This is a genomic window from Nitrospirillum goiasense, from assembly GCF_034427435.1.
Taxonomy (GTDB): Bacteria; Pseudomonadota; Alphaproteobacteria; order Azospirillales; family Azospirillaceae; genus Nitrospirillum.
This window is the reverse complement of the sequence record NZ_JAXQNP010000003.1, coordinates 1,276,856-1,295,722: the sequence shown is the minus strand read 5'-3', so window position 1 is coordinate 1,295,722 and position 18,867 is coordinate 1,276,856. Positions and strand designations below refer to the sequence as shown.

The following is an 18,867-nucleotide window of genomic DNA, read 5'->3' as shown; positions in this document are numbered from 1 at the left end:
GGGCGAGCGCTCCCTCCCTTCCAGGCCTCAAGGGGTCGGCATAAACCCGAACAAGGTCAGGAAGTCGCGAACGGTTAGAATCTTGGTGCCTTCGAACCGTCGCAAACTTAACAAGTCCTGCTTGTCACCCGTGATCAGGAAGTCCGCACCACCCGCCACGGCGGTGGCCAGCAGATAATTGTCAAAGGGATCGGGCGAGGCGGAGACTCTCGGCAAAGGCCCCACAATCTCCGCAATACCCCGAAGGTCGTTGATCAACTGGCCCGCTACGGCCGGCGCCAACCTCGCCCTTATTTTGGGGTAGCGGGTGACACGCGCGAGTTCGTCCAACTGGCTCTCTGAAACGAGCAGGCTGAACCGCCCCTCCCGCCAAAGGGTCACCAAGCGCGCCGGCAGCGAGGCCGTTGCCAACAGCGCGCTGATGAGGACGTTGGTATCAACGACGACGCGCACCGGTCAGTCAGGCTTCATGCGTGTGATCTTGGCGGGTCGCGGTGACGGCTTCGCGAAGCAGATCATCGAGATCATCCGGCGGCATGTCATCAAACGCGCTCCGCGCCTCCGCCATCGTTTGTTCGAATAACCGCCACTTGACCGCCTCCTCGATGAACTTGGAGAGGTCCCCTTTCTTCATGCCCCGTTGAGCCAAGAAAGTACGAACGGCGATATCGGTCTTTTTAGAAACCGAAACGCTCCAGCGTGTGGTCTCAGAGGAGGTGTCGGACATGGCGCGGCCCATAGGCGGATAAGCTTATAAGAGTATAAGCGCTTATCAGCGAAATGCGAGAGCCTCCGCCGCAAAGCCTCTCTCGCCGGGAAAGCCATCATCCGAGATCTATCCCCCAATGGAGGCCCCGCATGCCCCCTCCCCGGCGGGCGCGGGGCTTAAACAATTGCGTGCGCGCCGGCCAGCGATTAAAGACCCGTAACGGGCACTGTCGCCCTTTCGACGCCCGGGACCCTTCTGCATTATGACTGACAGCGCCGACGAGGCCATTGCGGCCAAGGCCCTGCTGCCGGCCGGCTTGCGCGATCTTTTGCCGCCCGCCGCCCAGCATGAGGCCCGCATCGTGGAACAGCTGATGGCGGATTTCGGCCGCCATGGGTATGACCGGGTGAAGCCGCCGCTGATCGAGTTCGAGGAGGGCCTGCTGGCCGGCCCGGGCGCCAAGCTGGCGCACCAGACCTTCCGCCTGATGGACCCCGTGTCCCAGCGCATGATGGGCCTGCGCGCCGACATGACGCTGCAGGTCGCCCGCATCGCCCAGACCCGCCTGGCCAACGCCCCCCGCCCCCTGCGCCTGTCCTATGCCGGCCAGGTGCTGCGCGTGAAGGGGTCGCAGCTGCGCCACGAGCGCCAGTTCGGCCAGGTCGGTGTTGAGCTGATCGGCAGCCTGCGCGCCGAGGCGGATGCCGAGATCGTGCTGCTGGCCATGGAGGCCCTGACCAACCTGGGCGCCGAGGGCCTGACCGTGGACCTGACGGTGCCCACCCTGGTGCCGGCGCTGTTCCGCTCCCTGAACCTGGATGAGGCGACGCAGCGCGCCGCGCGCGAGGCGCTGGACCACCGGGACGCCGCCGGCCTGGCCGCCATCGGCGGGGCCGCGGCCGAGCTGCTGGGCCGCGTCATGGCCTGCTGCGGCAACGCCCCCGCCGCCGTGGAGGCCCTGGCCGCCGTCGAGCTGCCGGCGGAGGCGGAGCCGGAGCGCCAGCGCCTGGCCACCGTGGTGGACCTGATCGTCAGCGCCGCCCCCCATGTGCAGATCACCATCGACCCGGTGGAACAGCGCGGGTTCGAGTACCAGACCGGGGTCAGCTTCACCATTTTCGCCCGCGGTGTGCGCGGTGAGATCGGGCGCGGTGGCCGCTATCGAACCCTGGCGGGGGAACCCGCCACCGGCTTCACCCTGTTCACCGACACGGTCATCGAGTCCGTGCCCGGCCCGGCGCCGGCCCGCCGCCTGCTGCTGCCCCATGGCACCCCGGCGACCCAGGCCCAGCGCCTGCGCGAGAAGGGCTGGGACACGGTGGCGGCGCTGGAGCCGCTGGCGGATGACGCGGCGGAAGCCAAGCGCCTGGGCTGCAGCCACCTGCTGCGGGACGGCTGGACCGTCGAGGTCTGAGCGTCCACCTGTTTGAAAAATCCTGCGGGGTGCCGTAGCACCGCCCCGCGCCTGCTATTGAGCGCCGTTTAGAGGGAGAACCATCATGGCCAATGTCGCGGTCGTCGGCTCGCAATGGGGTGACGAAGGCAAGGGCAAGATCGTCGACTGGCTGTCCAGCCGCGCCGACGTCATCGTCCGTTTCCAGGGCGGCCACAACGCCGGCCACACGCTGGTCATCAACGGCGTCACCTACAAGCTGTCGCTGCTGCCCTCGGGCGTGGTGCGCCCCGGCAAGCTGTCGGTCATCGGCAACGGCGTGGTGGTCGACCCCTGGGCCCTGCTGCGCGAGATCGAGAACATCGCCGCCCAGGGCGTGCGGATCACCCCGGAAAGCCTGATCGTGGCCGAGAACGCCACCCTGATCCTGCCGCTGCACAGCGCGGTGGACAAGGCCCGTGAGGAGGCGCGCGGCGCCGGCAAGATCGGCACCACTGGCCGCGGCATCGGCCCGGCCTATGAGGACAAGGTGGCCCGCCGCGCCATCCGCCTGTGCGACCTGGCCGACGAGGCCGTGCTGGAGCACAAGGTCGACCAGCTGCTGTTCCACCACAACGCCCTGCTGCGCGGCCTGAACGCGCCGGAGATCGACCGCGCCGAGCTGCTGGCCCAGCTGCGGGAGATCGCCCCGCGCATCCTGCCCTACAGCGCCGTCGTCTGGCAGCGCCTGGAAGAGGCCCGCGCCCAGGGCAAGCGCATCCTGTTCGAAGGCGCCCAGGGCGCCATGCTGGACGTGGACCACGGCACCTATCCCTTCGTGACCTCCTCCAACACCGTGTCGGGCAACGCCGCCGCCGGCAGCGGCATGGGCCCCGGCGCCGTCGGGCACGTGCTGGGCATCACCAAGGCCTACACCACCCGCGTCGGCTCCGGCCCCTTCCCCACCGAGTTGTTCGACGACATCGGCGAACTGATCGGTGCCAAGGGCAAGGAATTCGGCGTGGTCACCGGCCGCAAGCGCCGCTGCGGCTGGTTCGACGCCGTGCTGGTGCGCCAGGCAGTGAAGGTGGGCGGCATCGACGGCATCGCCCTGACCAAGCTGGACGTGCTGGACGGCATCGAGGAGCTGAAGGTCTGCACCGGCTATCGCTACAAGGGTGAGGTCATCCACCACCTGCCGGCCGCCCAGACCGCCCAGGCCGAGGTGGAGCCCATCTACGAGACCTTCGAAGGCTGGACCCAGAGCACCTATGGCGCCCGGTCCTGGGCCGACCTGCCGGCCACGGCCATCAAGTACATCCGCCGCATCGAGGAACTGATCGAGGCGCCGGTGACCCTGCTGTCCACCAGCCCCGAGCGCGACGACACGATTCTCATGCGGGATCCTTTTCAAGGGTAATTCCCTCAAGCGCCGGGCGGCCGCATCCGCGGCCTTGGCTTCCTCGCTGCGCCCTGCGGTGCTCGCTCCGGCGCCCGCGGTCGCGGGCTACCGCTGGCGTGACTGTCACGCCAGCGGCTTATGTTGAGAGAACAATAGGGAACAGTGGGTGATGGGTAGCTTGGCCACGACGATCATTCCGCCGCAGGGTCCGCTTCGGGGCCGGGTGGCGCCGCCGGGTTCCAAGTCCATCACCAACCGCGCCCTGCTGCTGGCGGGTCTGGCGGCCGGCACCAGCCGGCTGACCGGCGCCCTGAAAAGCGACGACACCCGCTATATGGCCCAGGCCCTGCGCGACATGGGTGTCGCGGTGGATGAGCCGGACGACACCACCTTCGTCGTCCATGGCACCGGCCGCCTGAACGCGCCGGCCCAGCCCCTGTTCCTGGGCAATGCCGGCACCGCCACCCGCTTCCTGACGGCGGCGGTGGCCGCCGCCGTGGACGGCACGGTGGTGGTGGATGGCGACGCGCATATGCGCAAGCGCCCCATCGCCCCCCTGGTGGCGGCCCTGAAGACCCTGGGCGTCGACATCGACGCCCCCAGCGGGTGCCCGCCCGTCACCGTGCGCGGCCATGCTGGCGGATTCGCCGGTGGCCGGGTGGAGATCGACGGCGGGTTGTCCAGCCAGTACGTCTCCGCCCTGCTGATGATGGGGGCCTTGGGGACCCGGCCGACCGACGTGGTGCTGACCGGCGCCGACATCGGCGCCAAGGGTTATGTCGACCTGACCACCGCCGCCATGGCGGCCTTTGGCGCGGCGGTCAGTCACCCCAGCGACACCGTCTGGACCGTGGCCGCCACGGGCTATCGCGCCGCCGATTTCGCGGTGGAGCCAGACGCCTCGGCCGCGACCTACCTGTGGGCGGCGGAGGCCCTGACCGGCGGCGCCATCGATCTGGGCACCCCGGCCGCCGCCTTCACCCAGCCGGACGCCCGCGCCTGGGACTTCATCCGCCTGTTTCCCCACCTGCCGCCTGTCATCGACGGGTCGCAGATGCAGGACGCCATCCCCACCCTGGCGGTGCTGGCGGCGTTCAACGCCACGCCGGTGCGCTTCACCGGCATCGCCAACCTGCGGGTGAAGGAATGCGACCGCGTGGCGGCCCTGGCCATGGAGCTGTCACGCATCCGCCCCGGCCTGGGCGTGGAGGAGGGCGACGACCTGCTGGTGGCCAGCGACCCCGGCCTGGCCGGCCAGAGCCTGCCCACCCGCATCGAGACTTACGCCGACCACCGCATCGCCATGAGCTTCGCCCTCGCCGGCCTGAAGATCCGCGACATCACCATCCTGGACCCGGGCTGCGTCGCCAAGACCTATCCCGGTTATTGGCGGGCGCTGGCCAGCCTGGGCGTCGAATTGCGGGACGAGGCCTGAGTCAGGCCAAAAGCGGCAGCGCCTCGGCAAAGGATCGTACCCAGGCGTGCTGCTCATCCGTGTCGGGCACGGGCACGCCCCGCGCCAGAGCGATGCGGGCGAACGCCGCCGTGACATCCAGGCCGGCGCAAGCCAGGACACTGGCCGCCAGCAGCGATGACCGGCCGATGCCGGCCCGGCAATGCACGGCCACGGAACGCCCCGATGCCAGATCCTGGGAGAGGCGGCGCGCCAGCATGGCCACCCGGCGGCGCGAGTCGGGTACCCCCCGGTCAGGCATGGGAAATGTCGTGAAAGCTATCCCCTGGGCCTGGCACAGCCGCTCCTCAGCCATGAGCGCCAGTTCCTGGACCTCCGCTAACTCCAGCAGGCTGATCACTTCATCGACGCCCTCGGCGCGCCAGCCGGCGATTTCATCTTCCAGCCAATCGCCTGCCCGGGGCCGCGCCATGATGGCGAGCCGCCCCGTCCAGGGAAGGACACTGAGATCTATCCAATAAAGCGCCGGCTGCATTTGTTTCCCCCTCGCCGGACGATAACCACCGACACTTCACGATTCCCCAGGACCGCCATGGGACCCGACTTTCAAGATGAGTTGGCTTGGACCAAGCGCGGAGCCGCCGCCTTGCGTCATATGAGGATCTTCACGGCAGTCATGACGCTCGTCACCGGCCTGTTCTTGATGTGGAATTTGGCGAGTGCGGCGGGGCTGAGCGGAGGGGCCTGGGGCCGCGTCCTGCAGTGGCTGGGCCTACCCCCCGCCGACGGGCAGTCTATCGCCCTGCTTGCCATGATGACCTGCGGCGGAATGATACTCCACGGCGTTTCCATTGGGCTCCTGAAAATCTTCCGTTTGGGATAGGCGCTGACCTCAAAGACGCGACCTGACCCGCCGCGGCCAACCCCATTGACGCCCCGCGCCGGTCGAATATACATTGTAGAAGAAATGGCGCCGCAGGGTAGGGCACGATGGGCAGGAACACACTGGGCACGCTGGAACAGGCGGTGATGATGGTCATCCTGGCCCTGGGCGACGGCGCCTATGGCGTGGCCATCCGGGACGAACTGAGCCGCCGCACCCGGCGGGACCATACGCTGGGTGCCGTCTACACCACGCTGGACCGGCTGACCGCCAAGGAGTTGCTGGAGTCCACCCTGGGGGAGCCGACGCCGACGCGCGGCGGCCGGGCCAAGCGCTATTTCAAGCTGACCGGCGAGGGGCGCCAGGCGCTGGACCACGCCGTCAATGCCCGTCACGAGTTGGAGTATGGCCTGGACCTGATCGGCAAGGGGGTCTGAGGCCATGGTGACGACACCGTCTGAAGACAGTAACGCCGTCGCCGCCCCCGCCGCCCTGCCCCTGTTCCCCCGGCTCTGCCTGATGCTGGTGGCCACCCCCGATGAGGTGGAGGACCGCATGGGCGATCTGGAGGAGTCCTACGTCAATGCCCTGGTGGTCCTGGGGCCGGATGCCGCCCTCAGCCGCTATCGCCGCGATATCGCCTCCAGCATCCTGGCCATCACCAGCCGGCGGCTGGAGAACCTGGTGCTGCTGCGCTTCCTGGACCGGGGCCGGCTGCTGCTGTCGCTGGCCACGATGACCCTGGCCTTCACCGCCTGTTATGCCCTGATGTCGGTATTGGTGCCCGACCCGTGGTGGATGCGGGCCGGCCTGCCCAGCTATCCCGGCCAGTTCCAGCGTTTCAACCAGTCCGACTATCCCGTCTGCCAGGCCTGGACCGACTATGAGGGCCGGAGCCGCGTGGCGCATGACCTGCACCGCCCCGGCGTCCACGTGACCAGGGTCACCACCCGGGGCGCGGTGCGCCAAGGCGCGGAACAGGATCTGGCCGTCCTGCTGCCCCAGACGGCCAAGGTGACCGCCATCTATTGCGGCATCAGCCAGCCGGGTGCCGCAAAAGCGGCCGTCGAAGAATGTTCCCGCGGCGGCTGCGGCACCGGTGTCTCGGCATTCGTCGAGGATAGCGCCTACGTCAAAGGCCGCGTCCTGACCTTGGCCATGTACACCCGCTCCGCCGGCCCCGAGGAGGGCGTCACCGGCCATTTCTGGATAGCCTGGCGCGACGACGGCACCAGCGCCCCCTGAAGCCCCCCCTGCCCGCTTCGTCCCACCTCCCGGTGGCGCGCTTATTTCTTCTACATTGTGTATTTAACTGGAGGAGATAGCCATGCACGCGAATATGTCGCTCGAGGCCCAGATGCCGCTGCCCATCGCGCTCATGAGCCGGCTGCTGGTCTCCCTCATCTCCGCCACCCTCTCCGTCAGCCTGGTCTACGGGCTGCTGACCGCGTCCATACCGGATCCGTGGTGGCGCCAGGCGGGGCTGCGCACCAATCCCGGTTATTTCCGGGGCGACAATGTCGTGGATTATCCCTTCTGCCAGGCCTGGAACGATTACCAGGGGCAAAACCGCATGCAGCGGGACCTCCACGCCCCCGGCGTGCGGGTGACGGAGGCGCAGACGCGGACGGCCATCCGCCCGGGAGGGGAGGAGAACCTGCTGGTGGAGTTGCCCGGGACCGCCCAGGTCGTCGCCGTCTATTGCGGCATCTCGCAGGATCGGGCGCCCATGGGCGAATGCGCCCGCTATGTCTGCGGCGATGGGGTCGCCACCTTTATCGCCGACAGCATGTACACGGGCAGCGAGTACAGCGGCACCCTGCAGAACGGCAACCGGATCCTGACCCTGACCCTCATGAACAAGCGGGCCGAAACGCGCCGCCAGACCACGGTCCATTTCTGGGTGGCCTGGCAGGATGAGGAGGGCGCGCCATCCCCGGCCCCAGCATCGGGAGCAGCTCCGGCACCGCTGCGCGATCCGTCGGCCCAACACCACAAGGATGCCCCCAATGCCTCATAAGCCCGCCCCCATGCCGCGTATCCGCCTGGCGCTGATGCTTTTGCTCCTCCTCGGCGGAGGTGCCCGGGCGGAAAACCTCCAGATGACGGACACCAGCCGCTGGACGGCCTGGGGCACCCGCTTCGGTTTCTCCGCCGACGGGGGCATCCCGGGGGACACGGCATTGACGGTGGCCGCCCAGGCGGCCCCTTCCCCGGATCCGTCCAGCAGCGGGGCGGCGGTCACCCTGCCGCCGCTGGTGGCCGGTCAGACGGTCAGCGTCAGCTTCTGGGCGCGCGCCGCGCATCCCATGCGCGTGCTGACCACGATCCAGGGGGACGCGCCCGCCTATGCCACCTTCGTCGACACGGCGCTCACCCTGACACCGGATTGGCAGCTCCACACCGTCACCGGCACGGCGCCGCCCGACGTCGCGGGCGGGCCGCAACACCTGACGCTGCACCTGGGTGGGGCGGACGCCGACATCGCCCTCGGCCCGGTCTTGTTCAGTACGGAGCCGCCCACGGCGGCGGCGGTGCGGGCCACCGTCACCGGCTATCGGCCGCCGCAGCTCGTGCGGGATGTGAGCATCCCCTCCGATCCCGGGGTGGTGCTGGCCGGGCGCCTGCGGATACCTGGGTTCAGCGGCCCGGGGCAGCGCGCCAAGCCCCCCTTCCCCGTCGTCATCCTGCTGAGCGGCAGCGGCCCCGGCAAACGCGGCGTCTTCCCCTTGATCGAGGATAGGCTGCTGGCCGAGGGCATCGCCACCCTGGATTACGACAAGCGCGGGGTTGGCGAGTCGACCGGGACGTTCGTGGACACCCTGGAGCTGATGGAGCGGGACGCGGCGGCGGCGGTGGCCTACCTGCGCACCCGGCCGGATATCGATGGCCGGCGCGTGGCCTTCCTGGGCCTGAGCCAGGGCGCCTATGTCGGGCCCGCCGTCGCCGCCCGCGACCCCGGCATCGCCGCCGTGGTCATGCTGGCCGGGCCCGCCGGCGAGAAGGGCACGCTGTTCACTGACGACATGCGGGAGAAACTGGGCAAGGGCGGCATCGTGGGTGCGGCCAACGACCGGGTCATCGCCGCCCTTCAAGCCTTGTACGCCGCCCGCATCGCCGCCGCGCCGCCATCGGTGGCCGCCCCCGCCCGTCAGGCGTTGGTCGACGCCTTTGTGGCGGGCGGCTGGAGCCGGGCGCAAGCGGACGCCGTGGTGGCGGAACTGGATACGCCGGTGATCCTGTCCCTGTACCAGGCCGCCCCCAATGACGCGCTGGCACGAATCCGCGCGCCCGTCCTGGCTCTGTACGCGGGACGCGACACCGTGGTCCTGACCCACCGGGCGATGCCCGAGGCCCAGAGGGCCCTGCGCGCCAACCCAAACGCGACCGTGCTGGAGATACCGGGCGTGAATCACGGCTTTCAGCATGTCGATACCCACACGCCCGGCCCGCTGGAGCCGGCGGTGTCCGCGCCCGAGGTGCTGGACCTGGTGCAACGCTGGCTGGGCGACCGCCTGCACGCGGGTTCGAAAATGAACTGACGTCAATCCTCCAGCAGCCAGACCAGGCCGGCGCGGGCCAGTCCCGCGACCGCGTCGGCCACGGCGGCGCCCTCCATGTCGGCCAGGTCCTGCTTCAGCGCACCCAGGCGGGCGCCGTCCGTGGCCAGCAGTTGGGCCAGCGCCCGCCGCTGGTCCGCCGGCAGCTTGGGCGGCACTGGCCCCGGCGCGCGCGCGGCGGGGTGGATTTCCGTGGCGTCGGACAGCACGCGATCCAGGCCCAGGTTCATGGGCTGGAACGCCTCGCGCTCCGCATCCAACTGGGTGAACAGCGCCGGAAGGTCGGGCTGATCCAGGGCGCCGCGCAGCAGGTCGGCCTGCGCCGCCACCTGCCGCCGCGTCGCCGCCCCGTCGGCGAAGGCCATGACCTCTTCCCGCAGGGCGGCGTCGCCCCCTTCCAGCCGCCCGGCGAGGGCCCGCAGCAGATCCTTGGCGCGCAGGCCGCCCAGGTTGATGGTCAGGTGGGCGGAGTGGCCGCCCTCCGCCACCGTGGCCCAGTGGATGTCGCCGCGCGGAATGTACAGCACGTCGCCGGGGCGCAGCGTGTCCTCCCACTCCACCGGCCCAGCCTCCGCCAGGGTGGCGTAGCTGCGGCTGACCAGAGGGTGGGTGGCGCGGAAGCCGTGGCAGCGCCAGTGCTTCTCGCCCGAGATTTGCAGGATGATGACGTCGTGGTTGTCCCAGTGCGGCCCCAGCGCGCCCTCCCGCTGGAAGCTGACATAGGCGTTGGCGCCGCCGCGCACGCGATAGCGGCGTTCCACCGCCGCGATCAGCGCCGCGATGCGCGGGGAGACGTGGTGCAGGTGGTTCAACGCCAGGCTGAGGCCCTGGTTGATCTGGTCCTGCAAGGCGGCGGGCTTGAGGAACAGCTGCCCCGCCTTGTTGCGGCCCACCACGGTCTCATAGGGCAGATCCTTGCCGGAGCGGACCAGGCGCAGGCGGCCATTGTGCAGGCCCGCCAGCGTCACCTGGGCGTTGATCAACGACCAGGGCAGCAGCCGGGCGAAGGTGTCCGCCCCCCCGGTGCGCAGGTGCAGGCGCCGCTTTTCCAGGAAGGCCCGGTCCAGTTCCGCCGGATCATGAGGACGGACCAAGGCCGCCACGCCACCAAGCATATGCCCCCCAATTCCGGGTTATCCCATCCCATCACAGGGCGTGAAGGATACCACCCGGCGCGGCGCGCCCGCCACTTTCACGCGCCTTACGGGCGGGCGGAACGCTCCACCAAGCGAACATGGAGGTCTGGGCGCCCCCGTCCCCGGGATCGACGCCGCGCAACTGAAGCAGCCGTTCCATCTGGTTTACCGACGCCGCGATCAGCGTGGCCGCCGACAGGTGGCCCTTGCGGAACAAATCCACCACCACCGGGTCCGGCAACTCGGCCAGGGCGGACGGCGACAGGGTGTACAGCCCGCCCACCTCATGCTCGGCCCCGTTGGGCAGGCGCAGCACGACCTCCAGCGCCCGGACCAGATCCAGCTGGACGAAGCCATCGACCATGTCATGGGCGGCGTTGAGGTCGGCCACCAGGCGCCGCAGCCGGCCCCGCATCGCCTCGACCGCCGCCGTTGGCCTCCCGTCCGTCCCGAACAGGGGCTGGCCAGGAGCGGCGAATCGGTCGCTGTCCTCGTCGATCAGCAGACCCAAGGCGGCGGCGGCGTCCAGGCGGAACCCCTCCGCCATGACGGCTTCAGGTAGGTAGGTGCATCGCCAGCCACCGTCCCGCCAATAGAGGTTGCGTGGCTGGTCCAGGCTGAGCAGGGCCACCAGGTTGAACCGGCCGGTCTCGCCATCCTTGGCGAAGCACAGCGGGAAGTCGGCGGCCGCGAGGGGGATTTCGGACAGGCCGACCCAGGCGTACCGCAGGGCGTGCGCATCCGCCGTGGGGCGCATTTGGACCGTCCCGTGCCGGACGGGATCGAGGGGGCGGTACCGCGTCATAGGCGCTGCAATCCATGTTGGCGTATGGCCCGGATAAGGCTTCTGTGCGGCGGCAAGCGGGCCATCGCGTCCGAGCGCTGGGCCGCCGCCCGCGCGAACAGCCGCGTGGCCGCCTTACGCTCCGGCCCCAGCGTCGGATGCCCCGCATACTGGGTCGGGAAGCCCATGCCATGCAGCACATATTGGTAACTGGGCCAGGAAAACACCTCGCGATGGCGGGTGAAATCCGCCGCGCACGGCGCATGATGGCGCCACAGCTCCAGCCGTTCGGCCAGTTCGCCGGGCACCGTGGCGGCATCGAGGTTGTCCTGCCAGAAGGGTTCCTGCCGGCGGGTCAGGATGTAGTGCAGCTTCAGGAACTCGATGACCCGGGCCCAGTGGTGATGGAAATCGGCGTTGAACTGCCGGGCGATGGGATCCATGGCCCGCCGGGTGGCCGGCAGCCGGTCCGCGATCGTGTCCATGGACAGTTCGATCAGCATCAGCGCCGATGCCTCCAGCGGCTCGATGAACCCGGCGGAAAGTCCCACGGCGACACAGTTGTTGATCCAGAAGGTCTCGCGGTGGCCGGCATTGATGTCGATGCTGCGCACGGGAAGCCCCTCCGCGCCGGGGCCCGCGTAGGCGCGCAAGGCCGCCTCCGCCTGGTCGGCCGAGGTATGGGCGCTGGAATAGACATGGCCGACGCCGCGCCGGCTCCACAGACCGATGTCCCAGATCCAACCGGCGGCCTGGGCCGTCGCCACCGTGTGGCAGGCGATGGGCGCGTCCTCGACGGCATAGGGGATTTGCAGGGCCAGCGCCTTGTCGGCGAACAGATATTGGCGGCAGCTTTTCAGCGGAACGCCATAGACGCGGTCGATCAGCACCCCTTTGAACCCGGTGCAGTCCACGAACAGGTCGCCCTCGATCACCGTTCCATCCGCCAGGCGCAGCGCCTGGATGTCCCCCGCCGCTGTCCGGTCGGCGGACACCACGTCACCCACGACATGCCGCACGCCCAGCCGGCCCACGGCGTGGTCGCGCAACAGCGTCGCGAACTTGCCCGCATCCAGGTGATAGGCGTAGTTGGCCAGGCCGGCGAATTCGGGGTGGGTGATGGCCTTGGGCGCCAAGCCCGCGTCGCACAGCGCGCCTTGGAAATCGACGCTGTGGGCGAAATCCTCACCCGATGGCGCCGTCGCGGCCCGCTCCTCCCAATGGGGCGACAGGTTCACCTCGCCCGCCCCCACCGGCGGATTGAGGGGGTGGTAATAGGCGTCATCGCCCCCCCACGTCCAACCGACGAACCGGGCGCCTTGCTTGAACACGGCGTCGGCGCTGCGGATGAAATCCGTCTCCGACAGCCGGACCTTCGCCAGGGTGTTGCGCATGGTCGGCCAGGTGCCCTCCCCCACGCCGATCGACGGCTCCGTCGGCGACTCCACCAGCACCACCGCGACCCTGTCGTGCCCGGGCTCTCCCTCGGGATCCGCATTGCGGGCGGCGATCCGGGCGGCGGCGATCCACCCGGCGCTGCCGCCCCCGACGACGACGACGCGGCGGATCGGGTAATTTTCGCTTTTCCCCAACCCGCTTTCCCCAGGTTCACTCTTCCCAGACAGAACGTCGGCCATGGCCTCCCTCATTCTTGGCCATCCTCTTTTTGTATGGGGGATGGCGGGTGCGCGCCCGCCATCCCTCCGGGGTCACCGCCGGCTGGACGGCGCCCCCATGCTGGATTTGTAGCTTCCGTAATTGACCAGGGAAACCTCGCCCAGCCCGCCCGGCCCCTCGTCCGTCTTCCAGACGGCGATGTCGATGGTGTTGTCGCCCTGGGGCAGCAGCACCCCGTTGGGGATGGGGAAGCTGTGCTGCGGTCCGATATCGGAAACGTACTGGCCCATCTGCCACCCGTTCACGAACAACAGCGCCCGGTAGTGCCGGCCCGGCGGATCACGGAACTCCACGCCCAGCGACGTGTCCTGGTCCTTGGGCAGGGACAGCGCCACATGGGTGCGATACCAGGTGACGCCCGGCGCCTGCTCGCTGGCCGGCAGGGTGACGGGCTTGCCCTGCGGCAGGGCCCCGGGCTTCAGATGCCAACCCTCGCGCTCGCCGAACAGGCCGCCCTCGTTATAGGGGCCGCGCACCGGGTCCATGGCCGCCTCACCCCCGGCGTGGCCCTGGATGCGCCAGGAGATGGCGTGGTCGGGGGCGCCCAAGGCCGAGGCGTAGGCGATGCCCCGGCCCGTCCGGTTCTCGTTGCGGCTCTGGTAGTCCTCCTCATGCCCCATGTTGACGGTCAGGACGGAGACGACGTTGTCGCCCTTTTCAATCCAGCCTTGGGGGAAGGGGAAGGTGCCATCGTCCCCACGCTGCACGCTGCCCAGGAAGTGGCCGTTCAGCCAGGCGGAGAAGGCGCCGCCGGTGGCCCCGCTCAACACCCGCAGGCGCACACCGCGCGGCACGTCGGCGCCAGTACCGGAGAAATGCCCCCGGTACCAGGTGTTGCCGGTGTGGAAGCCGTAGTCATCCGCCAGCAGCACGGGGTGGGATAGCGGGTTGGTGATGCTGTTGGACGTCGTCAGGTCCGCGACACGCCAGGCATGGTCATCGAAGCCGGGGGCGATTTCCGGGGCGGCGTCGCGCGCCTGCCAGTCCTTGAGCGCCGGCAGGGCCACGGGCGCCGGCGCCGGCAGGGTGACCGCCAGGGCGCCGTCCTCCGCACCGGACGGCGTGACGGGGACGGACGCCCCGTTCCAGGTGACGGCGGTGGTGCCGGGGCCGAAGACGATGGCGTCCTTGTCGGTGTCGGAATCGCCGGCCAGCGCCAGGGTCTTGCCGGTGACGGTGGCCGTGCGCAGCAGGTGCGACCCGACCATCAGCACAGGGCCGACGGCGGTTTCGGTCCGCCAAATCCGTTCCGTGGCCTGGCGATCCGCCAGCAGGACGACCAGCGGCCGCTCCCCGCCGGTGATCACCACCTCCGCCAGGCCGTCATGGGTGTAGTCCAATGACAGTTGGCCATCCTTGAGGTCGCTGTGGACCGCGCCGCGCACGACCCGCGCCTGGGCGTTGGCCGGGACGCGGAAGCTGGCCTCGCCCGCGGTTCCCCGGTCCCCGTACAGGACCAGGAAGTCCCGCCCGCCGATGGTGGCGGCGGTCATGACCTCCGACGTGGAATAGCGCAGGCGTTGGGCGCCGAAGGGATAGCCCACGACGACCATCTTCGCCTGGCGCCCATTGATGGCCAGGGCCGTCCCGGCCTTTTGCGGAAGGGTGATGGCTTGCCCATCCACGGTCACGGAGAAGCGCGCCGACGACTGGGCGGTGGAGGTCGAGTCCGCGTGACGGATCAGATGGAATTGCGTCCCCGTCTCGGGATTGACGCGGGCGATGTCGATCAGGCCGCGGTCGTCCAGCCAGGCCGACGGCATGGCATCCGTCCGGGCCAGGGGCGCCGTCGTCGTCACGAAATAGCCGATGCGCTTGTCCTCGTAATACTTCCCCTCGAACTGGCGGGCTTCGGTGATGGCCGCGCCATAGTCGTAGGACGTGTAGTTCTGCGGAATCGCCTGCCAACCCCAGGAGGTGCCGCCGTACAGCATGTAGAAGTTCTGGCCGGTGGCGCCAGCCGCGATATTGGACTTGTAGAAGACGTTGGCGAAGCTGTCGTTGATCAGCTCCGCGCACTTGGCGTAGCCGGGCCCGCCCCAGGGATCGAAGGCCCCACCCTGAAACTCGGCGGTGAACAGGGGCTCCCCTTCCTTGCGGCTGCGCGCCATGTCGGGCGCGGGCTTCCAGACCGAGGGGTTGGAGCAATCAAAGCCCTGGGGATAGAAATCCCAGCCGCTGACCTCCATGGCGCCCTTGCCCTCGACATAGGCGCCATCATGGTTGCCCAGCAGGGGCACGCGGATGCCATCGGCCCGCGCCTTCTGCTTCAGGTGCTCCATATAGGTGCGGCTGTCCTCGCCATTCAGGTAATACTCATTCTCCACCTGATAGCCGATGACCGTGCCGCCGCCGTCCACCAGTTGATGGCGGGCGATGATGCGGTCGACCTGGGTCAGCCATTCGTCGGCATAGCGCAGATACTCTGGATCGGCGCTGCGGTTGTTCAGCTTCTTCGTCGTCAGCCACAGGGGCAGGCCGCCGCTGTCCACCTCGGCATTGATGTAGGGGCTGGGGCGGGCGATGACGTACATGCCGGCATCGCGGGCCGCGTCGAGCATGCGGTCGATGTCGCGGATGCCGGTGAAGTCGTAAACGCCCTCACGCGGGGAGTGGTAGCCCCAGGAGAAGTAGATCGACACCGTGTTGAAGCCGGCGGCCTTCATCTTTTGCAGGACGTCGGACCACAGGGCCGGGCTGGGCAGGCGGAAGGGATGGAATTCGCCGGACCAGAGATAGACGCGCTTTCCATCGATGAAGAAGCTGTGGGAATTGAACGTCACCTCATGCGACGGCGCGGGCGCCGCCATCGCCTGGGACCCGGCGGCGCATGCCCCCAGCAGCGCCAGGGCGGCGACCCGGTTGAACCATCCCCGTCGTTCGGCCTTCAAACGGCGTTTCACAGCAAGTTCCTCCGATCATGATGACTGGTTGGCGATCCCGACAACCACGGGAGCGCCGACAGGTGGCGGCGGGACGACCGCCGCCACCCTGGCAAGGTTTGAGAGAGATCCTCAGAATTTGTAGCGGACGCCGATGTCGTAGCGCGCGCCATAGTCGTACCAACCGCGCAACTGGTTGGAGTAGCGGGCCGTCGTCACGTATTTCTCATCGGTGATGTTCGTCCCCTCGAACAGGATCTGCACACCGTCCATGATCTCGTACGAGATGCTGGTGTCCACCTGGCCATAGGGCATCACGAACAGCGGCTCGCCGCCATATCCTTGGGAAATGGATGACAGGAAGCCGCCGCGGTGGTTGTAGGCGATACGGGCGGACAGTCCGTATTTCTCATAGAACAGCGTGGCGTTCTGGGAATTGCTGAGACCGACGATGGCGAACCGGACATTGGGCGACATGTTGCCGAACGTGCGGTCGGTGGTCACGAAGGTGGCGTTGAGCTGAACGCCGAAGCCATCGAAAGGATGGGGCATCCAGTCGAAGGTGTGGACCAGGTTCACCTCCGCACCCTGCACGTTCACATTGCCCAGGTTGTGCGGCCGGGCGGCGGCGAAGCTGGCCGTGTGGGGACCGGTGATGAAGCCGCCCACCGGCAGGTTGCCGGAATTGGCGATGGTGACCGTCTCGGTCTCGATGGTGGTGACGATGTAGTCCTTGATGTCCTTGTTGAACAAGGCGCCGGACAGCATGGTCGTCTGGGTCGGATACCATTCCACCGAGATGTCGAAATTGGTGGACTTGTAGGGCTTCAGGTCCGGATTGCCGCCGCTCAGCTCCATGTCCGCCGGGCGCAGCACGTCATAGGACGTGACCGGGCGCAGATCTCCCAGGTTGGGCCGGGTCAGGGTCTGCGACCCGGCCAGGCGCACCACCGTGTCCGACGTGGGCTTCACGGTCAGGTTGAAGTCCGGCAGGAAGGAATAATAGCGATGGCTGGCCGAGACGGGCACGTACTGGCCATTGTTCTGATAGACGGCGTTGTAGATGGTGGGATCGTTGGTGACCGGCAGCAGGTCGACCAGGGCCCGTGACTGGGAGCCGGCGCTCATGTCTGTGACGACGTAGCGGGCGCCCAGGTTCAGCAGCCAGTCGACCCCATAGAGCTTGCCCTTGAAATCGGTCTCGGCATAGGCCGCGTAGACCTTTTCCTGGACGAAGTCGGCGGGGTTGGCCACGGAATTGAACCCGTTGCCCTGCGACTGCGATTGCAGGTTGGCGGCCGAGGTTCCGGGGGCCAGGTTCTGGGCCGCATCCAGCGCCGAGAGCGCGGCCGGGCTGCTGAGATAGGCCAAATAGGCGTTGGGATCGTAGGCCAGGAACGATGTCGGCAGGTTGCCGCCCAGGCCGTTGACGGTGAAGGTGGACAACAGCGACGACGGCGTCTGGGTGGGGTAGCCGCAGTACAGGCAATTGACGTTCAACGTACCGGCGCTGAACGTCGTGCGCTTGCGGTCGGTGTAGCCGAACCCGCCGCGCAGGGCGTGGAACAGGCCGTAGTCCGGGGTCCAATCGAGGTCGAGCTTGGTTTCGGTGACCCGGTCCACCACGTCGCTGCCGGAGCGCTGCGCCAGATGGGTGTAGGCGCCGTTGGTATTGGTGGTGGCGCCGGGCGTGAAGCCGTAAACCGAGGGCAGCTCGCCCACCGCTCCTTCGGCAAAGCTGTAGGTCGTGGGCACGCCGGTCACGGTGAAGAAGCTTTTGCCCGCGCCGTCGTTGTGCGCCCGCGACGCCGTCGCATCCAAAACCACATGCAGCGTGTCGGTGGCCTGCCAATCGGCGTTGAGGCCGCCTTCATAGGTGGAGGTGTCGCGCAGGCTCGACTGGTTGATCATGTCGGCGTGACCGGCGGTGGTCAGCGACGTGACGGTGCGATTGGAATTGATGGTGGCGGCGGTGTACTGCGACGGTTCGAACCACAAGCCCAGGGACTTGTTGTCCGCGTCGTCCTTGAAGTGGTCATACAGCCCGTCGACCGTGATGGTCAGGTCGCTGTTGGGCTTGAATTGGCCGACCAGGGTGGCGCCCAGCCGCTCCCGATGATCCAGCGAATTGTTAACGTTGATGTTTCGCGGCGCATAGACGTTCTGATACAGCGGGGCGGACGAGGGCCCGACGTCGACATTGGGCAGATAGCCGTCGCTGGTCACGCTGTTGATGGACGGGCTGCGCTTTTGATAGGACACCGAGGCCAGCACGCCCAGCTTGTCCTGGGCGAAGGTGTCGCTGAGCAGGGCGAACGCCTGTGGCTGCTTGTCATCCCCGGCCGTCTCGAAATTCTCTTTCAGCGCGACGACGCCGTGGGGCCCCGGCAGGTCGAAGGGCCGCGCCGTATGCAGGTTGATGGTGGCGCCGATGGCGCCTTCCTGGACGCGGGCGACAGAGGTTTTGTAGGTGTCGGCCCCGCTGATCAATTCCGCCGGCAGCAGGTCGAAGGAAAAATCCCGCCCATAACTGTCGTTGGCCAGGGTGCGGCCGTTGAACAGCACGGTATTGAATTGCGGGCCCAAGCCACGAACCGTGACCTTCTGGCCTTCGCCGCTGCTGCGATCGATGGAAATGCCGGGCACCCGCTGTAGGGATTCCGCCACGTTGGCATCCGGGAACTTGCCCAGGTCCTCCTGGGCGATGGAATCCATGATCAGGTCGGCATCCCGCTTGCGCTCCGCGGCGCTGGCGATGCTCTTGCGAATGCCGGAGACCACGATCTCCTGCATGTCACTGCCATCATCGGCGCCGGCGCCCGGCCCAACTTCCGCGGCACGCGCCCCAGCACCCGTCGCCATGCTGAACGCGACACCGATGGCGACAGCGCACACTGACTTATAAAGCCCTTCCTTACGGCCCCGGCGCTGAATCTTATTCATAGCCATCTCTTACCCTCCCAATTTATTTTAAGATTCTTGAATAGAAGGCAGCACAATTCCTGTCGTTCATGGATTTTCCACAAACGATACCGTTATCGTAGTTGT

At 68.0% G+C, this 18,867-nt stretch carries 15 protein-coding genes; 7 read left to right on the top strand and 8 right to left on the bottom strand.

What is annotated here, in order from left to right; translation table 11 throughout:
* Positions 1-27: 27 nt before the first annotated feature.
* Both ULB03_RS20025 and ULB03_RS20020 read right to left on the bottom strand, forming a co-directional pair.
* On the bottom strand, positions 28-453 hold the full coding sequence (locus ULB03_RS20025; protein ID WP_322484855.1) for a putative toxin-antitoxin system toxin component, PIN family: 426 nt from the start codon (positions 451-453) through the stop codon (positions 28-30).
* Positions 454-460: 7 nt separating this feature from the next.
* The gene (locus tag ULB03_RS20020; RefSeq protein ID WP_322484854.1) at positions 461-727 is read right to left on the bottom strand and encodes a ribbon-helix-helix domain-containing protein; all 267 of its coding nucleotides are present in this window, start codon (positions 725-727) and stop codon (positions 461-463) included.
* A 244-nt stretch (positions 728-971) separates the two neighbouring features.
* On the opposite strand from ULB03_RS20020, the gene ULB03_RS20015 reads away from it, so the two are divergent.
* The 3 genes from ULB03_RS20015 (at position 972) to ULB03_RS20005 (ending at position 4,918) form a co-directional block, all read left to right on the top strand.
* Complete coding sequence (locus ULB03_RS20015; RefSeq protein WP_322484853.1) at positions 972-2,123, top strand: ATP phosphoribosyltransferase regulatory subunit; 1,152 nt, start codon at positions 972-974, stop codon at positions 2,121-2,123.
* Positions 2,124-2,208: 85 nt separating this feature from the next.
* Complete coding sequence (locus ULB03_RS20010; protein ID WP_322484852.1) at positions 2,209-3,501, top strand: adenylosuccinate synthase; 1,293 nt, start codon at positions 2,209-2,211, stop codon at positions 3,499-3,501.
* Positions 3,502-3,652: 151 nt separating this feature from the next.
* A complete protein-coding gene (locus ULB03_RS20005) occupies positions 3,653-4,918 on the top strand; it encodes a 3-phosphoshikimate 1-carboxyvinyltransferase (RefSeq protein WP_322484851.1) in 1,266 nt (421 codons plus the stop codon).
* A 1-nt stretch (position 4,919) separates the two neighbouring features.
* Here ULB03_RS20005 and ULB03_RS20000 read toward each other — a convergent pair whose 3' ends face one another.
* Complete coding sequence (locus tag ULB03_RS20000) at positions 4,920-5,432, bottom strand: phosphatase domain-containing putative toxin (protein WP_322484850.1); 513 nt, start codon at positions 5,430-5,432, stop codon at positions 4,920-4,922.
* Between the two features lie 455 nt (positions 5,433-5,887).
* On the opposite strand from ULB03_RS20000, the gene ULB03_RS19995 reads away from it, so the two are divergent.
* The 4 genes from ULB03_RS19995 to ULB03_RS19980 all read left to right on the top strand — a co-directional run bounded on the left by ULB03_RS19995 (position 5,888) and on the right by ULB03_RS19980 (position 9,322).
* On the top strand, positions 5,888-6,217 hold the full coding sequence (locus tag ULB03_RS19995) for a PadR family transcriptional regulator (RefSeq protein WP_322484849.1): 330 nt from the start codon (positions 5,888-5,890) through the stop codon (positions 6,215-6,217).
* A gap of 4 nt (positions 6,218-6,221) precedes the next feature.
* On the top strand, positions 6,222-7,025 hold the full coding sequence (locus tag ULB03_RS19990; RefSeq protein WP_322484848.1) for a hypothetical protein: 804 nt from the start codon (positions 6,222-6,224) through the stop codon (positions 7,023-7,025).
* Positions 7,026-7,107: 82 nt separating this feature from the next.
* Positions 7,108-7,800, top strand: coding sequence for a hypothetical protein (locus tag ULB03_RS19985; protein WP_322484847.1), 693 nt, complete (start codon positions 7,108-7,110; stop codon positions 7,798-7,800).
* A gap of 82 nt (positions 7,801-7,882) precedes the next feature.
* Positions 7,883-9,322: a serine aminopeptidase domain-containing protein gene (locus ULB03_RS19980; protein WP_322484846.1), complete on the top strand. Its 1,440-nt coding sequence runs from the start codon at positions 7,883-7,885 to the stop codon at positions 9,320-9,322.
* A gap of 2 nt (positions 9,323-9,324) precedes the next feature.
* On the opposite strand, the gene ULB03_RS19975 is transcribed toward ULB03_RS19980, so the two are convergent.
* From ULB03_RS19975 to ULB03_RS19955, 5 genes are all read right to left on the bottom strand, one after another.
* Complete coding sequence (locus ULB03_RS19975; RefSeq protein WP_322484845.1) at positions 9,325-10,434, bottom strand: JmjC domain-containing protein; 1,110 nt, start codon at positions 10,432-10,434, stop codon at positions 9,325-9,327.
* A 52-nt stretch (positions 10,435-10,486) separates the two neighbouring features.
* Positions 10,487-11,281, bottom strand: coding sequence for a SapC family protein (locus ULB03_RS19970; RefSeq protein ID WP_322484844.1), 795 nt, complete (start codon positions 11,279-11,281; stop codon positions 10,487-10,489).
* Entirely contained in the window at positions 11,278-12,852 is a 1,575-nt protein-coding gene (locus ULB03_RS19965; RefSeq protein ID WP_322484843.1) for a tryptophan halogenase family protein, read from the bottom strand. The genes ULB03_RS19970 and ULB03_RS19965 overlap by 4 nt, the downstream gene beginning before the upstream one ends.
* Positions 12,853-12,969: 117 nt before the next feature.
* Positions 12,970-15,840 carry a beta-galactosidase gene (locus tag ULB03_RS19960; protein WP_322484842.1) on the bottom strand — a complete coding sequence of 957 codons (2,871 nt, stop codon included), beginning with the start codon at positions 15,838-15,840 and terminating at the stop codon, positions 12,970-12,972.
* Between the two features lie 111 nt (positions 15,841-15,951).
* Positions 15,952-18,612: a TonB-dependent receptor gene (locus tag ULB03_RS19955; RefSeq protein WP_322484841.1), complete on the bottom strand. Its 2,661-nt coding sequence runs from the start codon at positions 18,610-18,612 to the stop codon at positions 15,952-15,954.
* Positions 18,613-18,867 lie beyond the last annotated feature (255 nt).

What these genes read in the sequence shown, in the direction of transcription:
- ULB03_RS20020 (WP_322484854.1), bottom strand. Translation starts at nt 727, where the DNA reads ATGTCCGACACCTCCTCTGAGACCACACGCTGGAGCGTTTCGGTTTCT.
- ULB03_RS20015 (WP_322484853.1), top strand. Translation starts at nt 972, where the DNA reads ATGACTGACAGCGCCGACGAGGCCATTGCGGCCAAGGCCCTGCTGCCG.
- ULB03_RS20010 (WP_322484852.1), top strand. Translation starts at nt 2,209, where the DNA reads ATGGCCAATGTCGCGGTCGTCGGCTCGCAATGGGGTGACGAAGGCAAG.
- ULB03_RS20005 (WP_322484851.1), top strand. Translation starts at nt 3,653, where the DNA reads ATGGGTAGCTTGGCCACGACGATCATTCCGCCGCAGGGTCCGCTTCGG.
- ULB03_RS20000 (WP_322484850.1), bottom strand. Translation starts at nt 5,432, where the DNA reads ATGCAGCCGGCGCTTTATTGGATAGATCTCAGTGTCCTTCCCTGGACG.
- ULB03_RS19995 (WP_322484849.1), top strand. Translation starts at nt 5,888, where the DNA reads ATGGGCAGGAACACACTGGGCACGCTGGAACAGGCGGTGATGATGGTC.
- ULB03_RS19990 (WP_322484848.1), top strand. Translation starts at nt 6,222, where the DNA reads ATGGTGACGACACCGTCTGAAGACAGTAACGCCGTCGCCGCCCCCGCC.
- ULB03_RS19985 (WP_322484847.1), top strand. Translation starts at nt 7,108, where the DNA reads ATGCACGCGAATATGTCGCTCGAGGCCCAGATGCCGCTGCCCATCGCG.
- ULB03_RS19980 (WP_322484846.1), top strand. Translation starts at nt 7,883, where the DNA reads ATGACGGACACCAGCCGCTGGACGGCCTGGGGCACCCGCTTCGGTTTC.
- ULB03_RS19970 (WP_322484844.1), bottom strand. Translation starts at nt 11,281, where the DNA reads ATGACGCGGTACCGCCCCCTCGATCCCGTCCGGCACGGGACGGTCCAA.
- ULB03_RS19955 (WP_322484841.1), bottom strand. Translation starts at nt 18,612, where the DNA reads ATGCAGGAGATCGTGGTCTCCGGCATTCGCAAGAGCATCGCCAGCGCC.